This window comes from Dyadobacter psychrotolerans (assembly GCF_004349265.1).
Classification (GTDB): Bacteria; Bacteroidota; Bacteroidia; order Cytophagales; family Spirosomataceae; genus Dyadobacter; species Dyadobacter psychrotolerans.
Window position 1 is genome coordinate 89,592 of record NZ_SMFL01000008.1, and the last position, 21,915, is coordinate 111,506.

General features: G+C 41.9%; 16 protein-coding genes. 11 read left to right on the forward strand and 5 right to left on the reverse strand.

The features are described 5' to 3' along the window. The first annotated feature begins 14 nt into the window (after window positions 1–14). Window positions 15–1,655 (forward strand): SusD/RagB family nutrient-binding outer membrane lipoprotein, encoded by a 1,641-nt coding sequence (locus E0F88_RS20765; protein ID WP_131960202.1) that lies wholly within the window; start codon window positions 15–17, stop codon window positions 1,653–1,655. Window positions 1,656–1,681: 26 nt separating this feature from the next. Continuing rightward, window positions 1,682–2,248 (forward strand): hypothetical protein, encoded by a 567-nt coding sequence (locus E0F88_RS20770; RefSeq protein WP_131960203.1) that lies wholly within the window; start codon window positions 1,682–1,684, stop codon window positions 2,246–2,248. A gap of 62 nt (window positions 2,249–2,310) precedes the next feature. On the opposite strand, the gene E0F88_RS20775 is transcribed toward E0F88_RS20770, so the two are convergent. Beyond that, complete coding sequence (locus E0F88_RS20775; RefSeq protein ID WP_131960204.1) at window positions 2,311–3,597, reverse strand: hypothetical protein; 1,287 nt, start codon at window positions 3,595–3,597, stop codon at window positions 2,311–2,313. Between the two features lie 132 nt (window positions 3,598–3,729). Between E0F88_RS20775 and E0F88_RS20780 the strand changes: the two genes are divergently transcribed. Continuing rightward, window positions 3,730–4,944, forward strand: coding sequence for a DegT/DnrJ/EryC1/StrS family aminotransferase (locus tag E0F88_RS20780; protein ID WP_131960205.1), 1,215 nt, complete (start codon window positions 3,730–3,732; stop codon window positions 4,942–4,944). A gap of 12 nt (window positions 4,945–4,956) precedes the next feature. On the opposite strand, the gene E0F88_RS20785 is transcribed toward E0F88_RS20780, so the two are convergent. Beyond that, window positions 4,957–5,415 carry a DUF1569 domain-containing protein gene (locus tag E0F88_RS20785; RefSeq protein WP_131960206.1) on the reverse strand — a complete coding sequence of 153 codons (459 nt, stop codon included), beginning with the start codon at window positions 5,413–5,415 and terminating at the stop codon, window positions 4,957–4,959. Window positions 5,416–5,580: 165 nt separating this feature from the next. Between E0F88_RS20785 and E0F88_RS20790 the strand changes: the two genes are divergently transcribed. The 6 genes from E0F88_RS20790 to E0F88_RS20815 are packed head-to-tail and all read left to right on the forward strand — an operon-like array spanning window position 5,581 to window position 9,766. Continuing rightward, on the forward strand, window positions 5,581–6,087 hold the full coding sequence (locus E0F88_RS20790; protein WP_131960207.1) for a GbsR/MarR family transcriptional regulator: 507 nt from the start codon (window positions 5,581–5,583) through the stop codon (window positions 6,085–6,087). 57 nt (window positions 6,088–6,144) lie between these two features. Then, a complete protein-coding gene (locus E0F88_RS20795; protein ID WP_131960208.1) occupies window positions 6,145–6,963 on the forward strand; it encodes a DCC1-like thiol-disulfide oxidoreductase family protein in 819 nt (272 codons plus the stop codon). A 5-nt stretch (window positions 6,964–6,968) separates the two neighbouring features. Further along, entirely contained in the window at window positions 6,969–7,895 is a 927-nt protein-coding gene (locus E0F88_RS20800) for a TIGR01777 family oxidoreductase (RefSeq protein ID WP_131960209.1), read from the forward strand. Beyond that, a complete protein-coding gene (locus E0F88_RS20805) occupies window positions 7,892–8,320 on the forward strand; it encodes a hypothetical protein (protein WP_131960210.1) in 429 nt (142 codons plus the stop codon). Before E0F88_RS20800 ends, E0F88_RS20805 begins: the two co-directional genes overlap by 4 nt. A 7-nt stretch (window positions 8,321–8,327) precedes the next feature. Next, on the forward strand, window positions 8,328–9,290 hold the full coding sequence (locus E0F88_RS20810) for a wax synthase family protein (RefSeq protein ID WP_131960211.1): 963 nt from the start codon (window positions 8,328–8,330) through the stop codon (window positions 9,288–9,290). A 2-nt stretch (window positions 9,291–9,292) separates the two neighbouring features. Beyond that, complete coding sequence (locus E0F88_RS20815; protein ID WP_131960212.1) at window positions 9,293–9,766, forward strand: SRPBCC family protein; 474 nt, start codon at window positions 9,293–9,295, stop codon at window positions 9,764–9,766. Here E0F88_RS20815 and E0F88_RS20820 read toward each other — a convergent pair. From E0F88_RS20820 to E0F88_RS20830, 3 genes are all read right to left on the reverse strand, one after another. Next, complete coding sequence (locus E0F88_RS20820; protein WP_131960213.1) at window positions 9,745–10,089, reverse strand: DUF1801 domain-containing protein; 345 nt, start codon at window positions 10,087–10,089, stop codon at window positions 9,745–9,747. The two genes, E0F88_RS20815 and E0F88_RS20820, sit on opposite strands and share 22 nt — an antisense overlap. Window positions 10,090–10,165: 76 nt before the next feature. Then, a complete protein-coding gene (locus tag E0F88_RS20825; protein WP_131960214.1) occupies window positions 10,166–10,852 on the reverse strand; it encodes a tetratricopeptide repeat protein in 687 nt (228 codons plus the stop codon). Window positions 10,853–11,265: 413 nt separating this feature from the next. Beyond that, window positions 11,266–17,301, reverse strand: a complete 6,036-nt coding sequence (locus E0F88_RS20830) for an alpha-2-macroglobulin family protein (protein WP_131960215.1) — start codon at window positions 17,299–17,301, stop codon at window positions 11,266–11,268. Between the two features lie 259 nt (window positions 17,302–17,560). Here E0F88_RS20830 and E0F88_RS20835 point away from each other — a divergent pair, with 259 nt between their 5' ends. Continuing rightward, window positions 17,561–18,625, forward strand: coding sequence for an efflux RND transporter periplasmic adaptor subunit (locus E0F88_RS20835; RefSeq protein WP_131960216.1), 1,065 nt, complete (start codon window positions 17,561–17,563; stop codon window positions 18,623–18,625). Window positions 18,626–18,662: 37 nt separating this feature from the next. Beyond that, window positions 18,663–21,776 carry an efflux RND transporter permease subunit gene (locus tag E0F88_RS20840; protein ID WP_131960217.1) on the forward strand — a complete coding sequence of 1,038 codons (3,114 nt, stop codon included), beginning with the start codon at window positions 18,663–18,665 and terminating at the stop codon, window positions 21,774–21,776. Window positions 21,777–21,915: the final 139 nt, after the last annotated feature.

The following is a 21,915-nucleotide window of genomic DNA, read 5'->3' on the forward strand; positions in this document are numbered from 1 at the left end:
ATTATTAAAATATTATGATAAGAAAAATCAAAATTGTGTGGCTTGCAATGTTTGCATTGTGCGTCACATCCTGTAAGCTTGACCTGCTGGACAATCCCAATGCGGTTACCACAAGCAATACAAACGTGAACTTCCTGCTGAACCGTATTCAGCTTAATTATGCGGGCTTTTTCAACAGTACTTCCGATATCGGTATGCGTCTTACGCGTATGTTAAACCAGGGATCTGCGCTTTATGAAAATGCTTATTCTCCTTCGGGGGGTGACGGATTGTGGACGAACTCCTATGCCAACATCCTGAACGACGTAAAAACGTTAATTCCTTTGGCAGAGGCATCCAACCTGCAAATGCACGCGGGGATCGCTCGTTTGACACGTGGTTATGTTTTGGCTACCCTGGTTGATTATTATGGAGATGTTCCTTTGTCAGAAGCATTGAATTCTTCCAACTTCAACCCTGGCGTTGATCCTGCAACTTCGGTGTACGCAGCAGCGATGAAAGATATCGATGATGCGATAGTAAACTTTGCTGCAACATCCTCGGCAGTTCCGGCAGATTTCTTTTATGCAGGAAATGCCGACAGCTGGACACGTGCGGCAAAAACGATGAAGCTTAAATTGCTGTTTACGAAAAGACTTTCGGATAACACGGTTGCAGCAGCTATCAATGCGTTGATCACAGAAGATAAACTGATCAAAACAGGGACACAGAACTTTACTTTTAAGTACGGAACTTCGCTCTCAAACCCTGACAGCCGTCATCCGAAATATGGCGGACAATATTCTCCGACAGGTGGTGGTGATTACCAGGCTAATTTTTACATGTGGCACCTTTATTCCGGGAAAGGTTTTCCTGACCCGCGTATCCGTTTTTACATGTACCGCCAGACGCTCACAAATACAACTACAACCAATGAGCTGAGCTGTATCAACAATCAGAAACCTTCACATTATGCAAGTGACATGGTGTTTTGTGTGCCTACTTCGGTTGGCTACTGGGGACGTGACCATTTGAGCAATGAAGGTATTCCACCAGATGGATTGCGTCGTACTGCGTGGGGATTGTACCCGGCCGGCGGATTGTATGATAATGATGCAGGACGGCCTGTTGCACAGGGAGTTGGTGCAGGCGGCGGTGGGATTTTGCCAATCATGATGTCATCTTTTGTAGACTTTATGCTTGCTGAATCTGCGCTGACAATCAGCACGACCGGTGATCCGCGCGTTTTGCTTGAATCAGCTGTTCGTAAATCCATGACGGATGTACGCAATTTCGCTACTTCAACCATTGAAAATGCAACGATTACCTCCTTTGAAACAAGCAAAGCGATTGTTTGGACTCAGGAAGTAAATCAATATGTAACCAAAGTATTGGCGCTTTACGATGCGGCTGCTACAACGGATGCAAAACTTGACGTGATCGCAAGAGAATACTGGCTGGCACTTTATGGTAACGGAGTAGAATCTTACAACATGTATCGCCGGACTGGCAAACCTTCCAAAATGCAGCCTGCGCTGGAAGTAAGTCCCGGCGGATTTGTGCGCTCACTTTACTATCCTGCGGCTGTTGTAAACAGAAACGGAGCGGTTGTACAAAAGCCAAATGTTACGCAACCTGTGTTTTGGGACAAAAATCCTGCAACCCTGACTTTCTAACCAGTTACGTTTTAAAAGAATTTTATATGAAAAAAATAATCATAGCTTTTATGTTTCTGGCCATGGTGTCATGCGAAACAGAAATAATAGATAAAATCGATGTTTTTGCACTTCAGACCGGAGCCTACATGAGAACCGTTGCTCCCTGGCCGTTAAACGTTGCCAACGGAATTGTTTTCTCAAAAGCAGGGCTGGCTGCTGCTAATGTCAAAATGACTATTGAAGCAGTAGATCCACAGCAGGGATCCACGCTGTCGTCCTACGATCTGACAGTTCGTTTTGTAGACAACACACCGGCTAACGGAACCATGTCAAAAGCCTACACAGCTCTTGAATCTCTTCCGGCTTCGAGTTTTACAAAAGATGCAGCATCCGGTTATCCAAGAAGAGATCTGACTTTTACGGCTTCTAATTTTATGACCAAACTTGGACTTACTGCTGCCGACATCAGTTCGGGAGATTCGTTCGAAGTGCTGGCTGTGATGAAACTTACCGATGGCAGAAGTTTTACGGATGTCAATTCCGGTGCTGAAATAAAGGGGGGAGCATATTACAAATCACCTTTCTTTTACCGTATAGCGATTAATCCATAGTTTTTTATTACCTCATACTCGTATTGCTTAAACGTCCTGGTTTTACCGGGACGTTTTTTGTTTTAATTAAATCTTACCTGCATACCTTTTAATTCTTCATGTGAACTGACAGCCACTGCGGTAAATAAGGCAATCACGGCAAGCACGAAAAGAAGATTGATTGCCCAGCGGCTGAGATTAATTCCTCTGTTGGAAAAGGATGGTTCAAATTTGCCGATCAAAAAATAGATAACGACAATATTGACAAAATAAAGATACTGCTCAATCCGGTAGAGACTCTGAAATGCACCGGTAATCAGTAAACTAAAAAAGGCATACAGAACCAGCAGCGAAAAGAAAAAAGCGGATGTTTGACGAAAGTTAATTGAAACTTCTGTTTCTTTTTGTTTAAAATAAAAATGATAAATCCAGTAAGCCGCAGCAACCAAAACCGAAACAATTGCTGCCCACTGAATATATGTTGTAAGTGATAACGTATCGGCAAGCGGGTCAATTCCTGTAAGCATTTCAACAATCCGTTTTGTCTCAAAGGTTTGGTCCCATACGATAAAAGGAATAAGAAGGATCAAAATAAGAAGCGGGGCAAGAAAGCTGTTGCGATTTGCCGTGGTTTTAGAGTCTTCCCACTTTGAAGTAAAGGTGCCGTAAGCCATACCGGTTCCTCCAAAAAAACCTATTGAATATTCCATCACATTCCAAAAATTGAAATGTATGCCGGACACACTTCCAAGGACTTGCATAAAATTTCCGAATGCAAAACCAAAACCGCCTCCCAGTCCTGCAAAAACCGAAACTCTGAGCGCGGCATATTGTTGATGCCGGATCATGTACCAAAACATAGCGACAGCCATTCCAAAACACGCTGCCCATGCTTCTGAACGTGGCGGTGTCATGAGCCAGCCCAGTTCTTCAATCAGCAGGTAATAGAAAATTATTGCTGATGCTGTCATTTCGACAATCAGCCGGTGCCATTTTACGGATTTCAGAGGATTGTCAGCCAGCATTAGGCCAAATAAACCTCCGCCGAGTAATCCAAAAAGTCCGCCGATAACGAAAAGCATCAGCAGGCCGTAATATACATTGCCAAAATCTGTCCCGCGTCCATACCCTACCACAACTCCATAACTGATAATTCCCCCGATTCCCCAGCCGGCGGCGGAAGCTAGTGTAAGCTGAAATACTTTTGCATACCAGTCAGGTCTTTTGGCAAGAAGAATGATGCTTAATGCACCGATACCGCCTGCCCAGGCTGCACCCTGTTCGTGACCAAACTGTCCGCGAATGGCCCAGGCGGTACCTAGCGACATACCTGCAATAAGCAGTGAATAAAGCAATTGCCTGTTGTTCATAGCTGAGGATTTTGGCATATTACTGTATGAACCTAAAATCAGGCTACGACTTGTCATGTATCAATAGCCTGAAACAAATTATGGCCAGTAATGTATGGAGTGAATATGATTCAGATTTAAAGAAAACCCTGCATGAAAGAGCATCTGGCAATAAACGGAGGAGACAAAAGCATCACTAAAAACTTTCCCTGGCCGATATACGATGAACAGGAAGTAGAAGCAGTTGCAGCAATTGTCAGAAGCGGTAAGTGGGGAAATCCGGATTGCGGTGATGCCGTGGAAAAATTTGAATCCGAGTTTGCAGCCTTTTGTGGAAGTAAATATGCAGTAAGTTGTGTAAACGGTTCGGTTTCCCTCCGTCTTGCGCTGATTTCCTGCGGTGTTAAACCAGGAGATGAAGTTATCGTTCCGCCATATACATTTATCACCACGGCTTCTTCCGTGATCGAATGTAACTGCGTACCGGTTTTTGTTGATATCGACCCGGAGACTTACAATATGGATCCTAAGGCTATTGAAGCTGCCATCACGGAACGTACCAGAGTAATAATTCCGGTTCATTTTGGAGGGCTGGCTTGTGACATGGATGCTATCATGGATATAGCGAAACGTCATGGGTTACGCGTGATCGAAGACGCCGCTCATGGGCACGGAGCAGAGTATAAAGGTAAAAAGCTGGGTTCAATCGCAGACGTGGGCAGTTTTAGCTTCCAGTCATCCAAAAATCTGACGTCGGGTGAAGGTGGGATTGTGATTACTGATGATGATGATTTGTATGCCATGATGCGATCGCTGCGTAATGTAGGAAGGATTGAAGGAGGACAATGGTACGACCACTACAATCCCGGATGTAATTACCGGATCACCCAAATGCAGGCGGTTTTGCTTTCCAGCCAGTTGAAAAGACTGCCGGAACAAACACAGCGCAGAAATGATAACGGTTTTTATCTCAACACTTTATTGGAAAAAATAGAAGGAATTACCCCTTTGAAAAGAAGTGAGGAGATTACGATGCATTGTTATCATATTTATATTTTCAAATACGATGCGTCTAAATTCGGAGGTTTATCAAAAAATCAGTTTGCCGAAATGCTGACAGCGGAAGGCGTTCCCTGTTTCAAAGGTTATCCGCACCCTTTATACAAACAGCCGCTTTTCCAAAATAAGAACTTCATGTGTTACGCCATTCCGGAAACTGCGGATTATAGCCAGGTAAACTGTCCGGTTGCCGAGCAGGCATGCAGTACGGATGCGGTCTGGATTTTACAGCATGCTATGTTAGGAGAGCCGGAAGATATGGAAGCCTTTGCGGGGGCAGTCCGGAAAATTCAGCTGGCTGCTATTTAGGTGTAATCAATACTACACACCAAACTGCGTCAGATGATGATCCAAATGTTTGTAAAACATTGTGTTCCATTCGTCCTTATTTAAAACACCGAAGGAGAGAGATTCTTTTCCATCAAAATGGTTTTCGCCCAGGTCTTTGGTTTTAATGATGTAGCTGATCAGCCGGCTTTTTTCTTTGTCAAAATTCCGGTCGTCTTTAATTACAAATGCGGGTGCCGTCTGGGAGTTTCGCTTGTATGGAGCATCTCCCGTTACCGTTTTTTTTATAAACATTTTCAGGATAAACCGCATCAGGAAATTCGGTTTCGGATGTTTGCTTTCATACACCATTTCATAGGTAACACTGCAATGAGCCAGCATCTGCGCCGAATTCATTTTTCCCCAGTCAGGAAGTGTACCAGGTTTCAAATTGGCGATCCTGCTGATCACTGCTGCTGAAACTTCGTCGGTAAAAATGTTTGGAAAAGCCATATGGAGGGTTGTTTTAGTTTTAATTTTGATGATATTTTTTACTAACATAATAAATTATTCTTATGAAACCTGCTCATAATCAGTAAAGAAAATAATATTTATAAATATTTGACAATTAAACTTTCAGTTATTATTGAAAGTTTAAAAACTTAATTATATTTGTACATGGAATTAACTGAGGCAAAACATAAGTTTATCGAAGCCTGGGGCAAACTGGGATCTGAATGGGGGATCAACCGCACCATGGCTCAGATACATGCGTTGCTTTTAATTTCACCAAATGCGCTTACAACCGAAGAAATTATGGAAACGCTTAGTATTTCAAGAGGTAATGCGAATATGACGCTGCGGGATCTGATCGGTTGGGGCCTGATAGAAAAACAACACAGGGCGGGGGAGCGGAAAGAATACTTTTATGCTGATAAGGATACCTGGAACATTGCCAGGCAGGTTGCGAAGGAAAGAAGAAAAAGGGAATTGGATCCGGTTTTAAAGGTTTTAGAAGAAATAAGTAAGGTGGAAGGAGATCCGAAAGATCCTGAATTTGCGACTTTTTATAAATCGGTTACCGATATTAATAAACTTGCTAAAAACGTTGACAAAACCCTTGATACGATGCTGAAAGCTGAGGAAAGCTGGTTTTGGGGTTCTATTTTTAAAATATTCAAGTAAAGTCTATTTTTTTTGATTAGTAGTTTCATTAATTACTGAAAGTTCAATATATACTATATGAAAACGCTGGTTAATCATCAGATACTTTTTGATGCGGAATGTCCTATGTGCAAAATGTACACAAAAGCGATCGTAAACGCCGGGATACTGGATCAGGATGGGCGCGCAGCTTACCAGGACATCACTGAGGAAAGCTGTCCCATGCTGGACAGGCAGCGGGCAGTAAATGAGATTGCACTGGTAAATCAGGAAACGGGTGAGGTTACGTATGGCATACCAAGTCTTTTTAAAGTTATGGCAGTCGCGTTTCCGGGTTTGAAAATGCTGTTTACGTTTAAACCGTTTGTCTGGCTGATGGCGAAAGTGTATGCTTTTATTTCCTACAACCGCCGGGTGATCGTTCCTCCACAAACCACCACAGATCGTTTTCAGTTGCAGCCAACTTTTAAATTAAGCTATCGTATAGCCTATATCGTTTTGACCTGGTTTGTGATTAGTTGTGTTATTTCCGCCTATGCCAATTTACTGGTTGGTGTGCTGCCGGCGGGTAATGCTTACAGGGAGTATGCGATCTGTGGGGGTCAGGTGTTTTTTCAGGGACTGGTCATTTATCTTGTTGACAAAAATAAAGTATGGAGCTATCTGGGGAATATGATGACTATATCTTTTGCAGGAGCTCTGCTTCTACTTCCAGTCTTACTGATTTCCATATTTTTTACAATTAGTCCGGTCTTTTTTGCTGCATGGTTTTTGGCGGTAGCAGGAGCGATGTTTCTGGAACATATTCGCAGAAGCAGACTTTTGGGATTGGGTTGGACTTTAACAGCAAGCTGGGTTTTGTATCGGTTAGTTATTCTGTTATTCATCTTCATTTAATGGTTATGAAATATAAAAAAATAGTACTTGCGGGGGGGAATGGCTATCTGGGCCGGGTTTTGGCTGAATATTACAGATATCTCGCTGATGACATAATTATTCTGAGCAGAAGAAAAATGCCTGTTGATGGAAATATTAAGACAATTGTTTGGGATGGTAGTAGTGAAAGTGATTGGGTGCAACACATTTCTGACGCTGACATGTTGATCAATCTCTGCGGGAAGAATGTTAACTGCCGTTACACCAAAATTGCACGAGCGGAAATTATTAATTCAAGGACTGTACCCACCGAACTTCTGGGAAAGGTGATTCAGAGAATGACCAATCCTCCAAAACTCTGGATTAATATAACCTCTGCCACTATTTACCGTCATGCAGAGGATCGTTTTCAGGATGAAATGAACGGAGATTTAGGCTACGGGTTTTCTGTTGATGTCTGCAAACTTTGGGAAAAGGCATTTTTTGATGTCGAAACAAAAAACACACGCAAAGTCGCTTTACGCATGGGCATTGTGTTTGGAAGAGCGGATGGTGCGTTTCCAAGATTATTGAACCTGGTAAGATTTGGATTAGGAGGAATGCAAGGAGATGGTAAGCAGTATGTCTCCTGGATTCATGAACAGGATGCTGCAAAATGTACGGAATGGCTGATGAATAATAAAGAGTTGGCAGGTGTCATAAATTGTACTGCTCCCCAGCCTTTGAAAAATGCAGACCTAATGAATTGCATACGTAATGCTTATGGAGTTAAAATAGGATTATCGTCACCTGCATGGTTATTGGAAACCGGAGCAATGGTTATCGGAACTGAAACAGAATTGATATTAAAAAGCAGGTGGGTCATGCCGGGACGATTAATGGAAAATGGATACAAATTTCTTTTTCCAAAAGCCGAGCATGCAATAAAGGACATTTTAAGTATTCAGATATGATAGCGCTGCAACCTGATATCCAAACCTTCCTTTTCGTCGCAGGAATATCCCAGGTTATTCTTGTAATCGGCAGTCTTGCCATTCCAAAGGTACTCAACTGGGAAAGTGAATTGAAAAATGTACAGACTTTGATCAGGCAAATGTTCTGGACTTATGCAGCTTACATTCTGGTGATTAATCTCTGTTTCGGATTGCTGTCGGTTTTTGCTTTTACTGAATTGACGGATAAGTCTTTGCTCGCAAAGGTGGTGACGGGTTTCATTGCGGTTTACTGGATTTCAAGGGTGCTCATTCAGTTTCTCTACTTTGACAGAAAAAGTTTTCCTTCCGGTATTTTAAACAGAATTGCCGAAGTATTGTTGGTGACGCTTTTTGTAGCGCTAAGTGCTGTTTACAGCTGGTCATTTTATGTGAATTTTATCTGATCCGCTCATGGAAACGGTGCTTTTTTATTTCGTTCTGATCAACATTTTTACCATTCTGGCCGGGTATGTTTTTGTGCGAAAATCCATGGTCTGGCCAAGCTGGCTGCTCCTTGTTCTGTCTGTGCTGATCGTTCATATTCTTTTTCTAAATCAGCCATCTGTTCTCAGAATGTTTGTGCTGATTACAACTGCTTTCACCGGCATGAAGGTTGTTTCAGCAACGGTTGGTTATCAGGATAAAACCAATAAACTGACTTTTAAACAATGGTTGTTTTTCTGCCTGACCTGGGCAGGAATGAAGGCTGACATATTTGAATCTTTGGGGGCCAGTCCATTACCGGGTGGTAGACAAATGATTGTTTTTGGTACAAGCAGAATCGGAATTGGTCTGTTACTGGTTTTTGGAGCGCATAGGGTTGTTCTGCTTCCGTTAAATCCTGATGTAAGTTATGTTTTAACCAGCCTGATGCTGCTGGTCGCGTTTAGTTTGATACTGCACTTTGGACTGTTGAATATCAGTGCCGGTATCTGGCGGTTTTTTGGTGTAAATACGTATTTCTTGTTTAATGCACCTTTGAAAGCATCAAGTCTTACGGAATTCTGGAGTAAGCGGTGGAATGTTGCATTCAGCGAGATGACTTCCATCACAATCTTCCGGCCACTGAAAGATAAGTTGGGCAGCGGGCCCGCGCTAATCATTGCGTTTCTTTTCTCAGGACTGTTACATGAGCTGGCCATCAGTGTTTCGGTAAAAAACGGTTATGGTTTACCCATGCTTTATTTTATAATCCACGGCTGTGTTGTATTAATTGAAAAAGTGCTGTTTAGGAAAAACATCCTTTTCCTGCAAAACAAAATTTTTGCAAAACTTTGGGTACTTTTCTGGCTTGTTGCACCGATTCCACTGCTGTTTCATTATAAGTTTATGCAGGAAATTGTGTGGCCGCTCGCTGGATTAACTTTAAGATAGTTATGGGAAATTTTATTTTATATACAGAAATTAATGCTTCGGTTGATCTTTGTTTTGACCTGTCAAGAAGCATTGATCTTCATTTGACTTCAATGGAAAAAACAGATGAAAAAGCGGTATCAGGAGTAACAGAAGGCCTGATTGGATTAAATGAGCAGGTTACCTGGCAAGCAAGACACTTTTTCATACCAATGAAGCTTACTAGTAAAATAACTGAATTTTATTATCCACATACTTTTACTGATGAAATGGTTGAAGGGCCGTTTCAAAAGATGAAACACAAACATTCATTTGAGGAAAGGAGCGGTCATACACTTATGACTGATGAATTTGAATTCAGCTCACCTTTTGGACTTTTAGGTAAACTGGTGGATTTCATTGTTTTAAATAGTTACATGACCGCTTTGCTTCGCAAGAGAAACGAAGTAATAAAGTTGCATGCCGAAAAGGATTATCACAAATTACCCGAAGCCTGACTGAGCAACTTTGCCAAAAGATTATAATCCACTTCCTGTCCCTGTTTAATCGTAGCTGTTTTACGATCGGGACTGGTTGTTGAAGCAAAAAAACCTTTAATGTCTTCGAGCTCACCGGCATTGAAAATACTAAAAGAAACTTTGTCCTTGGCAATAGAGATAACCGCAGCGTAATGACCGTTTTTGAGATAATGCGGTTTGCCATACTGCACCCGTTCCACAATTTCAGGAACCGTATCGTAAACTGCTTTGCGAAGGTTTTCACAAATTGCAGACTGCCACTCCGGCAGCTTTTGAATATAATCTGTAACTTCCTGGTTCATTGATTTTTAGATTTAAAAGTTTGGTTTTTGGATTGATATCACAATAGTGAATAGAACTGGAAAAGGAATTCGAACATTATCTTTTACAATTCCGTGTGAGTGCATTTGTATATCCTTCGGTAATGTGCTTGCTTCCCAGTTTTTTGCAAACATCATAAAATTTCCATGCATTGTCGCACTCCTTTTTTGTGAAGTAAGCCACGGACAGTTTGTAAGCTGTGTTTTGATTTAAACTATCAACCTCATATGAATTATTAAAATAGTCAATGGCATTGTTAAGTGCTGTTGTATCTTTCTCATTGTGGTACTTACTCATATAAATGGTCCCTTTATCCGTTAAAATATTTGAGCTGCGGGGATTTAAGACTAGTCCTTCATCAAACTGTTTTAACGCATTGGGGATATCCTGAAATGAATAATAGATGGCGCCAAAACCCCAGAATGCATTTTCATTTTCGGGATCAAGAAGCCATGCTTGATTGAATCGGGACATGGCGGTCTGTACATCGCCCTTGTAAAAAAGGTTAAATCCATTTCTAACAAACGCTTCTGATGCTTTGCGGCGGGTGCCTTCCCGGGCAATACTTTCATCTATTAATTCTTGATCCGCAAGCTTTTGCTTATCATTTTTTGGTTGATTTCCATATTTGGGTAAAAGTCGCATATCCGTTTTGGCTTGTTTATTCCAGTCTTTGTAACTTATTGTTTGAGAAAAAGAGATACTTGTCCAAAGAGTAAAAGCAGCAGTCAGAAGAAATTTCATGTTTGATTGGGAGGTTTTGAGTAAAAGCGAAGGCTAAATTAAAGATTGTAGGTTAATTCATGATGTTATTGACGGCTTTGGGCTGAATCAGTACTAAATAAATTTTTGTATATTTAAACCTAATAATCCATTTTGAGAGCATTGTTTAAAGATAAATCGCGCTGCCATGATCAAAACAATTGTTACGCCTGAGAATTCGAATATTTCTATAAAGATTCCGGAGTCCTATATCGGGTAGCAAATTGAAGTGATTTTGTATGCCGCAGATGAGCTTGTCAACCACGAAAAGCCAATTCGTAAAACGTCAGAATACAGAGGTAAATTGAATTTAACCGCAGAGCAATACGCTGATTTTCAGAATTCATTAAAGTAATCAGATCCGAAGAAACTTGAACAATCCTGATTATCTTTCATCACTTAACCTGAATCCGCACTCCCTCACTATGCGCTGTAAACTCCGGCGCGTACATACATTGCACAGTTGTGATGCCGTTACTGAAATCGCCGTCGTGGGTTACGAAAAGCGAATATTCGAAGACGTAGGTTCCTTTTTGTAAGTAGTTAAAAAAGAAATTGGTGCCTGCATCTTTTGTGCTTTCATAATAACCCAGTCCTCCCTGCCATTTGTAGCCGCTCAATACATTCACCGGTTCAATTGCGGATGCGCGCATGTCTTTCATGTGTACATATTCCATATCGCGGTCTACACGCAACTCAATTCGAACTTTAATTTTATCGCCAACATGCAGCGCAGTGCTTTCATTAACTGGGGACAATACCGGTCCGATATCCGAATTTTTCTCAATAAATAGTTTCTTCGCTATTTTGAGCGGCGTTTCAGCAAAAGTGATTTTGTCCAGATCTTCGAAATACTGCCAGTAAACAGCACCCCAGCTTGGCAGGTTATTTACGGAATTATTCATGAGATCCACCTTAATGTTACCCATAGCAGATTTTATGTCAGCAGCTTCAAAAGTTTTTTTCAAATAACCGGTACCGGCTTCCTGTTTTTCTTGGCCGGATTTAATGGTTAAGTCTCCCAGGCTAATCTGTACATCGGTTTCTCCGGAAAGCCATTCCGTTCCTTTCAGCAGCATGGCGTAACAGGCTTCGGCGGTAGCTTTACTACTTTCCCAGTGGTTGGTTTGTTTGTTTTTTAACAGCCAGGTTCTCATGGCATCCACCGTTTTAGTGTCGTTGCTTATTTCATCGAATGCTTCTATCAGCAATGCCTGACGTTCGATCGGTGCCTGGTACCACCACCATCCTTTGGCAGTTTCCCAGGTCATGCCTGTTTCTTCATTTACAATAGCGGTTTCCTTTAATGATTTCAGGATGGCTTTTGGGGTACTTTTGTCTTTTGAACGGTGCAGGGTGAGTGCAATCATTCCCTGCATGAATTTGGTTTGTGAAACCCAGTCTTCTTTGAGTTGTTTTAGAAAATAATCATGTGCAGTTTGAAAAGCCGATGGAACTGCATGGCCCGGGAAAAAGCTGCGCATATATAAATACTGCACGATCAGCGGTGATGGCCGGTGCAAACTCAGGTTTGTTTTGTTTCTGATCAGTTGGTTGTACTCTTCCTTCATTTTTAAATCAAGAAATCCTATTGCCTGCCATAGTAAACTGTTTATTTTTTCTTCCTGATCTTTTTGAATCGCGTTTATTTTTTTCAGATGACCAATTCCCGTCGTGATATATTGGGTCATATAGCGGTCAGATGTTCCGCCTTTAAACCAGACAAACCCGCCGTCCGGATTTTGTGATTGTTTAAGTTTGTCAAAACCGGAACTGAGCTCACGGCTCATGCGCACCATATCAAAAAGCAATCCGATATTACGCTTTTGCTCCGTTTCGGATTTCGCAGTCAAAAGCCAGGGCATTTCTTCAAGTAAAACTGATTTTAATTCCTGATTCTTTTCCAGGTTGCTTTGAAGAGCGGTCGTATCCAGTGTTTTCCATGTATCAAAAACCTTTCGGATTTTGGACGAACTGTTTGCCACAAGCGCCGCAAGTGAATTGGCATAATACCCATTCCAGGTTTGTTCTGCACACTCATTTTTAAACTCCATCAGCGTTGGCAATGCCTGCACCGCGTACCAGGCAGGATTTGAGGTATATTCGACAGTCAGTGATTCATTAACCAAACTTTTGGAATTACCTGAATTAATCAGTTTTTCAAACCTGAAATTCCTGCTCCCCTTTCCGCTCATAGGCAGCGGCATACTTTCCGTCACCAGCATGCGGTTGCTAAGTACAGGTAAAACTTTTTCTTCTCCGTCCGAAAATGATCCTGCTTTGGCAACGATGCGCCAGGTTAATGTTTTTGTAAAATGAAGCGGAACTTGCAAGCTAAATTGGATAGGCTTGCTTTCCCTGGCATTCAGAGTGATGTTTTGTTCAGGATAGAGATTTTGGAATATGTCGTCAACAGCTTTGTTTGTTTCAGTATCGAACAACTGAAAATTGACTGTGCCTGTAAGCACTTTATCTGTTAAATTAACAACCTTAGCACTGAAACTAATTTTGTCACCCTCGCGCAAAAACCTCGGCGGATTCGGCTGAACCATCAGATCTTTTTGGGTGACAATTTCCCTGCTGCTGTATCCGAATGCAAGATCTTTTGTATGTGCCAGTGCCTGAAATTTCCATCTTGTCAATGCATCCGGCATGGTAAACGAAAACTCAATTTCTCCCTTTTTGTTGGTTTGCAAGTCGGGAAGGAAAAAGGCTGTTTCGTTGAAGTTCTTCCGAATGCTTACTTCCTTGGAGACATCTTTTTTCTCCTGTGTTTCCGCTCCAGTCAGATCCTGTTTCTTTTGAACTCCATATCCAACTACTACAACTTCCTCCAAAGCCTTTTGGTCATTCAATCCAATGCCGGCAACGGCTCCTGCCATACTTCGCATTTGCGGCGTCATGGTTCCCCTGATCATAATCCGGTTGTTAAAATCGAATGTCAGCAACTGATCATATCGTTTTTCAAAGTATTTATAACTTACAGGTTGACCATAACGGATCAGTGCTGCAACCTGGCTGAAATTATCATTGGCAGTCCAGCTGCTACCCGCATAACTTGCCCATACGAATGGTTTCCGCCATTGATGTTTATAAAACTGATCCAGTGAGATGTCGTACATGGATCCCAGCATTTCGGCGGCTACTTTATCTGTTTTATAACCTGAAATTTTAACCTTCCATTTTTCCTGGCTGCCCGGAAGCGTTTTGTCGCGGAACGACGCATATTCAATTTTTAGGTCTTTGTTTGTCCACGGAACCCTTATCGTTTCCTGAAACTGGAACACACGGTTGTTTTTAACAAATACATAATTCACTCCGTATCCACCACGGTCTTTCTCCGTCGCTGTGAAAACAAAGGTTCGCGACTGAATATTGAGGACAGAAAAGTCGTAAGATTTGCCTGCTACATTTTTTCCTGAAACATTAATGATCAGAAAAATATCATCAGCTGATGATCCTATTTTTATGCTTGTCCTTTCTCCCGGCTCAATTGGTTTGCTTTCTTCTGTATATAAATATTGCGGCTGGTTTGGCCTGTCACTTTTAGGATCCGTAAGTTCAATGTATTTGATGTCCCTTATATCTTCACCGGACGGATCGCCGGTGCTTATTTCGATCTTGTAAAATCCTGGCAGAAACATTTTTTCGGAAACATCAAACTTTTGCTTTACCGAAAGTTGGGCCGTTTTTTCAAGAAAAATATCTGCCTCAGGCCAGTTTTTAAATTCTGTTTCCCCGTCATATTCATCGTTTGGAAAGCTCTTTATATATTCTTCTTTTGACATCACGAATACGTCCGGACGTCCCCAATACCTCGGTCTGATCAAACGGGTTTCGGGCAGGAGTTTAGTCACCTTCACTTTAATTTCACGCGGCAGAAACATCCCGTTCATATTTTCGGTACTGATCGCCAGATTTTTCAGGCTGTCGGCAGCAAGTTTTTCCGGAATTAAATTTTTTAATAAAAGTGATTTGTAGCTTACAGATACAGTCGTCTGGCCGCTTCTGGTTTCGCCATTGCTGTCGGTGATGTCTGCGTAAATGGTGTAGTTAAATACCGGATCCAGTTTTTGGCTGATTGATAAATCTGGTAACGCTTTGAAATTGATTGAAAATTTTCCGCCGTTATCTGTCACCGTAGTTCCGTTTGTTATTTCCATCGATGAGGTTGGCGGGAACCATCCGCGGGAAAATCTCCGTAAATAGGGGAAATGGGAATTTCTGACAACACGGTAGGAAACCTTTGCTCCGCTGATAGCATTTCCTGCATAGGCAACGGCATTTCCGGCGATTTTTATTGTGTCGTTAACTTTGTAAGTTCCTTTCAGTGTATCGTAGGAAACTTCAAATTTTGGTCTTTTATAGTCTTCTACATGAAATGAAATCTGGTCATCCTCATTAGCTTCAATTGTGAAAAGGCCATTTAGCTGTCCAGCCGGCAGGGTAAACTGTCCCGAAAAGCTTCCGTATTCATTTACCTTTTTTATTGTCTTTTCTATTTCCTTACCATTAGAATTTAGCGTTACAACAATTTCCTTATTTCGATCTTTTAAAACTTCATTGCCTTTTCTGGCAATTCCTTTGTAATGAATAACCTGCCCCGGACGATAGAGGCTCCGGTCGGTAAAAAGAAAAACTTTTTCTACCGGTTGGTTGTCGTCGGCTTCCTGGCTGTTGTAATAAGTATAAACCTGATGTTCTGTAATAAGCGTGTCCTTTTGATACGTTATTTCCAGCGTCTCATTACTTTGCAAGTTTATTAAATACTCTTTTTTTCTAACAAAATACCCATTGACATTGGAAGTGTAGGTTTCTCGTTTTTGTTTTTGGTATGAAACCGTTTTGGCATCATATCGGCTGGTCCAAATTGTAGCTTCCGCTCCGGATAACGGCTGCCCGGTGTTCCTGTTTAATACAAAATAAGAATCTCCGCGTTGGACAAAGCTGATTTCGGATACGGAAAGTAATCTGGCGCCCATCGTTTTTTGTCCGATATCAAAATTTGCATCGGTTCCTGCAAGTAATACATATTCTCCAATGGGTAAGGCATCGACGTTGACTTCAACACTGTGAGCCTGGTAATCTTTGAGATCCGGCAGCGTTTGTTCCCAGCGGCGGACGATCGGGGCCAAGGTCAGTAGGTTCCATTTTTGTTCCTGTGCGCCTTCATTTAAATATGCCTTAATGGTTTCGGTCGCTTTAATGAGTCTGAGATGAAGCTTTGATATGTTCTTGTAGGTTACAAAAACGCGGAATGGGTTGTTCGGAAGATTTACGCTTTCTGCTGAAAATTGAAGGGTTTTTTCACGGATACGGCTTAACAGGTTGGATGCATTAATGCCACCCTCGGAATCCGGACTTGCTTTGGTAATTTGTTCGCAAAGCAAAGCTGCTTTAATTGTTTCAAAACGGGATGTTGTATCCTGTAATGCCTGAGATTGCATCGCCTTGTCAAAATGACTGGATGCAATAAGGTAAGAAGCCTGAGCAGCTGCCGGGAAATTCGGATACTGGCTTACGATATGGTTGAGAGCTGTACGGTAAAGTTGGTTTTTATCAGGATGAACTGATTTTTGACTGACATACTGTAATCTTAGGACATCCACATCGATAAGGGCATCCGGGTTTTTGTCGGCGAGATGAAAGGCAATCAGACTTTGATAAAGACGTAGTGCAAGCAATTGCAGCGATGCCGAATCTTTACTTTCAAACTTTCTGTTTACAAAATCCGCCGCAGGTTCAAAGGCAGAGGCACTGCTGATTGCAAACGAATATGCCGGTTTCTGAATATCCCTTTCATCGGAAGAAAAGTATTTTAAAGCCTCATGTGTGAGCAGGTCATACAGCGTCGGGCGAAGTTTAGGGGTGTTTCCTTTTACAAGAATATCACCATATTCCTCCAATTTTAGCAGCTGAAGTTGTTTTTCATTTTTTATAGAAAGCAGATAAAGCTCGCGGATTTTTTCATGAAAATCTTTGGTTCCCCAGGTTGCAAAATCATCGTTTTTAAAATCGGTTGTTTGCGTTCGGTTATAGAGATTCCAGCGAACACGGTTGTAGTGGTTAAGATATAAGCCGGCAAGCACACTGGTTAAAACAGACTTGACAGGTTCCTGGCTTAGATTTACCTCTTTCTCCATTTCTAAAATGAAAGGTGAGTTACCTGTTTCATTGGTTTCCGGCTGGAAGCCTGCCATGTAAATTGCCGCTTTAATCAGCTGCGGGTTATTCTTTTCTTTTTTGGCTTTCTGGTAAATGTTCCTGACTTCTTCCAGTGCGGATTTTGGCAGACCTTTGTTCTGAAAATCATCGACAGTTTTCCAATGGTTATGGTATGTTTTGACTGTATTTTGCCCTGTCGCCGCAAGTGCAAAAAGAAGCATGATCAGAAAAATGCTTTGTATGGAACGGCAAAGTGATTTTTTCATGGCTTGTGAAGCGGAGGTAGTAAATCGGATATTTTTTACTGGATGCAAAAGGAATTAATATTCCATAAAGTCCGGCAAATTTTATTGATCGTGAACAGAAATTAGTTTGCGACGGAATAATATACAGAAATTAATCAATTGTAAAAGTAAAAATGTAACCCGTTGCCACTTTGTACAATATGAAGTATCTTTAAATAGCTCTTTTACAGAAATGTAATTTATAGTTATACAAATTGAACAGAAATTAGTTTCAACGTTTATGCGTACAATATTATTGATTGGTGTGGTGATTGTGGCCCTTGTGATCGGGAAACTTTTTATTTTTTCAAAACCCGGGGAAGGCAAAGAAAGTGGGAAGGTTGGGGAGGGAAATAAAAGTGGGAAGTCTGGCAGTGCGATTCCTGTGAATGTATATGTGATAGAAAGAGAATCTCTTGATAATCAGATATTCGCCTCAGGTACTGTTGTTCCTAACGAAGAAGTAAATCTGATGGCAGAAATATCGGGCCGCCTTGTAAAGCTTGATATCCGTGAAGGATCATTTGTACAAAAAGGGCAGCTCATTGCGAAAATCAATGATCGTGAGTTAAAGGCGCAGCTTCAAAAAATTGGTTACAATCAGGAACTGGCACAAAAAATAGAAACCCGCCAAAAAAAGCTTTTGAACGTAGAAGCAATTAATTTAGAAGAATACGATGTTACCAATAACAACATCCGGGTGCTGGAGGCGGAAAAAGAAGTAGTTGAATCGCAGCTGGAAAAGACAGAAATACGTGCCCCGTTTAGCGGAAGGATCGGTTTGAAAAATATTAGTGTTGGTGCTTATGTAGCTCCCGGAACTTCAATCGTTACACTTGTACAAAGTAATCCAGTAAAAATTGACTTTACCGTTCCTGAAAAATATTCTCCTGATATCAGAAACGGGAATGTAGTTCGCTTTAAACTGGACAATGATCCTTCCACATACAATGCAAAGGTAATTGCTATCGATCCGAAAGTGGATGAAAACCTTCGTACGCTTCGTGTAAGGGCGGTAGCGTCGAATCCGGCCGGAAGATTTGTACCGGGTATGTTTGTAAAAATTATGGCAAATCTGGAAGCTAACAAATCGGCATTGATGATTCCGACAGAAGCGATCGTGCCGGTTTTAAAAGGTAAAAAGGTTTATGTAGTTAAAAATGGAAAAGCTCAGGAAGCGATGGTCGTAACCGGAGTTCGTACCGATAAAAGAATACAGGTTATAGAAGGTCTTCAGCCGGGGGATTCACTTATCACATCGGGTATCATTGCGCTGAAAGCCAATGTTGCAGTAAAAGTGAAATAAGCTCTTTCAACCACCATCTCATTAATTTCCTGCAAACATGAGTATTTCAACGCTCTCTATTAAACGTCCTGTTCTGGCTATTGTGATGAACCTGCTCATCATTTTGTTTGGCTGCCTGGGATATACTTATCTGGGAATGAGAGAATTCCCGTCTATTGATCCGCCCGTTGTTTCTATCAGGACCAACTATACCGGAGCAAACGCAGACATCATTGAATCGCAGATTACCGAACCGCTGGAAAAACAGCTGAATAGTATTGAAGGTATCAAATCAATCAGTTCTACCAGCAGCCAGGGTGTAAGCCAGATTACGGTCGAATTTGATATCGGTGTGGATATGGAAAGGGCTGCTAACGACGTTCGTGATAAAGTCGGTTCATCTTCAAAAACGCTTCCGCTGGATATCGACGGTCCGCCTTCTGTAAATAAGGCAGATGCAAATTCGGAACCGATCATCGTACTTACCTTTAAAAGTGATACACGCTCACAGCTTGAAGTGAGTGATTATGCTGAGAATGTTATTGCACAACGACTTCAGACGATAGAAGGCGTAAGTGAGATCAGAATTTTCGGTCAGAAAAAATACTCGATGCGGATCTGGATGGATCCGGTTAAAATGGCTTCGCTGGGCATTACTACCCAGGATGTTAAATCGGCTCTGGATAAAGAAAACGTAGAACTTCCCAGCGGAAAACTTGCCGGGGATAATACCGAACTGACAGTAAAAACGATAGGGCGTTTCCGTACGGAAGAGGATTTTAATGAGCTGATTGTTAAAAATTCGACTACACAGACCATCCACCTGAAAGACATTGGTTTCGCCCAGCTTGGTGCCGAAAACGAGGAAACGATGTTGAGGCTGGATAACATCCCGATGATTGGACTGGCCATTTCCCCGATGCCCGGAGCCAACTACATATCAATAGCCGAAGAAGTGCACAAGCGAATGGATGAAATCAAAAAGGAGCTTCCGAAGGACTACAAGCTTGATACCCTTATTGACAATACGATTTTTGTAGAACGGTCTATTGAAGAAGTGGGTGAAACACTGCTGATTGCGATTATATTGGTGGTATTAATCATCTACCTGTTCTTCCGCGACTGGCTGATTGCATTCCGGCCTTTGATTGATATACCGGTTTCGCTGATTGGTACTTTCTTCGTTATGTATATTATGGGATTTTCCATCAATGTACTTACGCTGCTGGCGATTGTACTGGCAACCGGGCTGGTTGTCGATGATGGTATTGTCGTCACGGAAAATATTTTTAAGAAGATAGAGCAGGGGATGAAACCCGTGGAAGCGGCTATCAAGGGTGCCAACGAGATTATTTTCGCGGTTCTTTCCACGTCGATTACACTAGCTTCTGTTTTCCTTCCTGTAATTTTTATGCAGGGGTTTGTCGGGAAATTGTTTAGGGAATTTGGTATCGTAATTTCAGCAGCGGTTTTAATTTCAGCATTTGTATCACTCACACTGACGCCGATGCTGAATGCTTACCTGGTTCGTAAGTCGGATAAAAAGAGCTGGTTTTATGAAAAAACAGAACCCTTCTTTGAAAAAATAACGAATGATTACGGTACTGCACTAGGCCAGTTTCTGAAAATGAGGTGGGTGGCAATTCCATTGGTAGGTTTGACGTTGGGTATGATCTGGTTTTTTGGTAAAGATCTGCAATCCGAACTTGCACCCCTGGACGACCGGAACTGGTTCCGTATCAATATGACTGCGCCGGAAGGTTCATCCTATGAGTTTACCGACAATTATGTAAAAAGTGTCAGCGATATGCTCATGGATTCAATGCCGGGTAAAAAGGGGTTGATGTTAATTACTTCTTCTGCGAATTCAGGTTTGGGGGCAGCTAATACAGGAAGCGGGCGTATTGCGCTCGTTGATAAAAAAGAGAGAAAGGAAACCCAACAGGAAATTGCAGATTATATAAACAAGAAACTGAAGCAATTGCCGGATGCGAAGTCTTTTGTTGTGCAACAGCAAACCATCGCGGTCGATTCACGCGGCGGATTACCAATTCAGTATGTAATTCAGGCTCCTGATTTTGAGAAGCTTCGTGCTTATCTTCCTAAGTTTATGGAAGAAGCTTCCAATGATCCCACCTTTTCGATTACGGATGTAAACCTTAAATTCAGCAAGCCAGAGTTGCAAATTTCGATTGACAGGGAAAAAGCGAAATCTCTTGGTGTATCTGTTGAGGACGTAGCGCAAACAATGCAGCTGGCTTTTGCAGGACAACGTTTTGGTTATTTTACAATGAATGGCCGCCAGTATCAGGTAATCGGACAGTACGACAGGACAAACCGCGACGAGCCGCTGGACTTAAAAAGCATGTTTGTCAGAACCAGCAACGGGTCGCTGGTGCAGCTTGACAATATTGTGAAGGCAGAAGAGGAAAGCAGTCCTCCGCAGCTTTTTCACTTTAACCGTTACATGAGTGCAACGGTGCAGGCTTCATTGGCTCCCGGAAAAACGATCGGTGACGGAATTGCAGCCATGGACAGGATTAGAGATAGCCTGAAAGACGAATCGATCCAGACGGCATTAAGCGGCTCATCAAGGGATTATGCTGAAAGTTCTTCCAACACGATGTTCTCCTTTTTTCTTGCCCTGATACTTATTTATTTTATCCTTGCAGGCCAGTTTGAAAGTTTTATCGATCCTTTGATCATCATGTTCACAGTTCCGCTTGCAATTGGCGGTGCGGTGTTCTCGCTGTGGTTATTCGATCAGACGTTAAACATATTCAGCCAGATCGGGATGATCATGTTGATTGGGTTAGTGACGAAAAACGGGATTCTTATTGTTGAATTTGCCAACCAGTTACGCGAAAAGGGAATGGGCAAACTAGAAGCTGTACAGGAAGCTGCGACTTTACGTTTCAGGCCAATTTTAATGACAAGTTTAGCAACAATCCTGGGTGCTTTACCCATTGCTATGGCATTAGGCTCGGCAGGCAGAAGCCGGATGTCGATGGGTATTGTAATTATGGGCGGGTTGCTTTTCTCGCTGGTTTTGACGCTTTATGTAATACCTGCGATCTACACTTTCCTGTCACGAGAAAAGAATTTTGATAACATGAGAATGATTGAAAAAATCGAGCGGGAGAGCGAATTTGAAGAAGAGGCGCATGTGTAGTACGAGGTAATCACCACTTCATAATTGGTTTGTTGCACCGTCAATAATTAGAAAATGTATTTAGATGTAACTTGTCCGGCTGATTAAGGCAGATATCATCCAGTAAATCAGCTATAAAACAAAGCGCCTGAAACTACAA

Coding starts and splice junctions, on each gene's coding strand:
- E0F88_RS20785 (WP_131960206.1), bottom strand. CDS start 5,415: ATGGCTTTTCCAAACATTTTTACCGACGAAGTTTCAGCAGCAGTGATC.
- E0F88_RS20815 (WP_131960212.1), top strand. CDS start 9,293: ATGGGAAATTTTATTTTATATACAGAAATTAATGCTTCGGTTGATCTT.
- E0F88_RS20800 (WP_131960209.1), top strand. CDS start 6,969: ATGAAATATAAAAAAATAGTACTTGCGGGGGGGAATGGCTATCTGGGC.
- E0F88_RS20805 (WP_131960210.1), top strand. CDS start 7,892: ATGATAGCGCTGCAACCTGATATCCAAACCTTCCTTTTCGTCGCAGGA.
- E0F88_RS20830 (WP_131960215.1), bottom strand. CDS start 17,301: ATGAAAAAATCACTTTGCCGTTCCATACAAAGCATTTTTCTGATCATG.
- E0F88_RS20795 (WP_131960208.1), top strand. CDS start 6,145: ATGAAAACGCTGGTTAATCATCAGATACTTTTTGATGCGGAATGTCCT.
- E0F88_RS20780 (WP_131960205.1), top strand. CDS start 3,730: ATGAAAGAGCATCTGGCAATAAACGGAGGAGACAAAAGCATCACTAAA.
- E0F88_RS20770 (WP_131960203.1), top strand. CDS start 1,682: ATGAAAAAAATAATCATAGCTTTTATGTTTCTGGCCATGGTGTCATGC.
- E0F88_RS20825 (WP_131960214.1), bottom strand. CDS start 10,852: ATGAAATTTCTTCTGACTGCTGCTTTTACTCTTTGGACAAGTATCTCT.
- E0F88_RS20840 (WP_131960217.1), top strand. CDS start 18,663: ATGAGTATTTCAACGCTCTCTATTAAACGTCCTGTTCTGGCTATTGTG.
- E0F88_RS20790 (WP_131960207.1), top strand. CDS start 5,581: ATGGAATTAACTGAGGCAAAACATAAGTTTATCGAAGCCTGGGGCAAA.
- E0F88_RS20765 (WP_131960202.1), top strand. CDS start 15: ATGATAAGAAAAATCAAAATTGTGTGGCTTGCAATGTTTGCATTGTGC.
- E0F88_RS20775 (WP_131960204.1), bottom strand. CDS start 3,597: ATGAACAACAGGCAATTGCTTTATTCACTGCTTATTGCAGGTATGTCG.
- E0F88_RS20820 (WP_131960213.1), bottom strand. CDS start 10,089: ATGAACCAGGAAGTTACAGATTATATTCAAAAGCTGCCGGAGTGGCAG.
- E0F88_RS20835 (WP_131960216.1), top strand. CDS start 17,561: ATGCGTACAATATTATTGATTGGTGTGGTGATTGTGGCCCTTGTGATC.
- E0F88_RS20810 (WP_131960211.1), top strand. CDS start 8,328: ATGGAAACGGTGCTTTTTTATTTCGTTCTGATCAACATTTTTACCATT.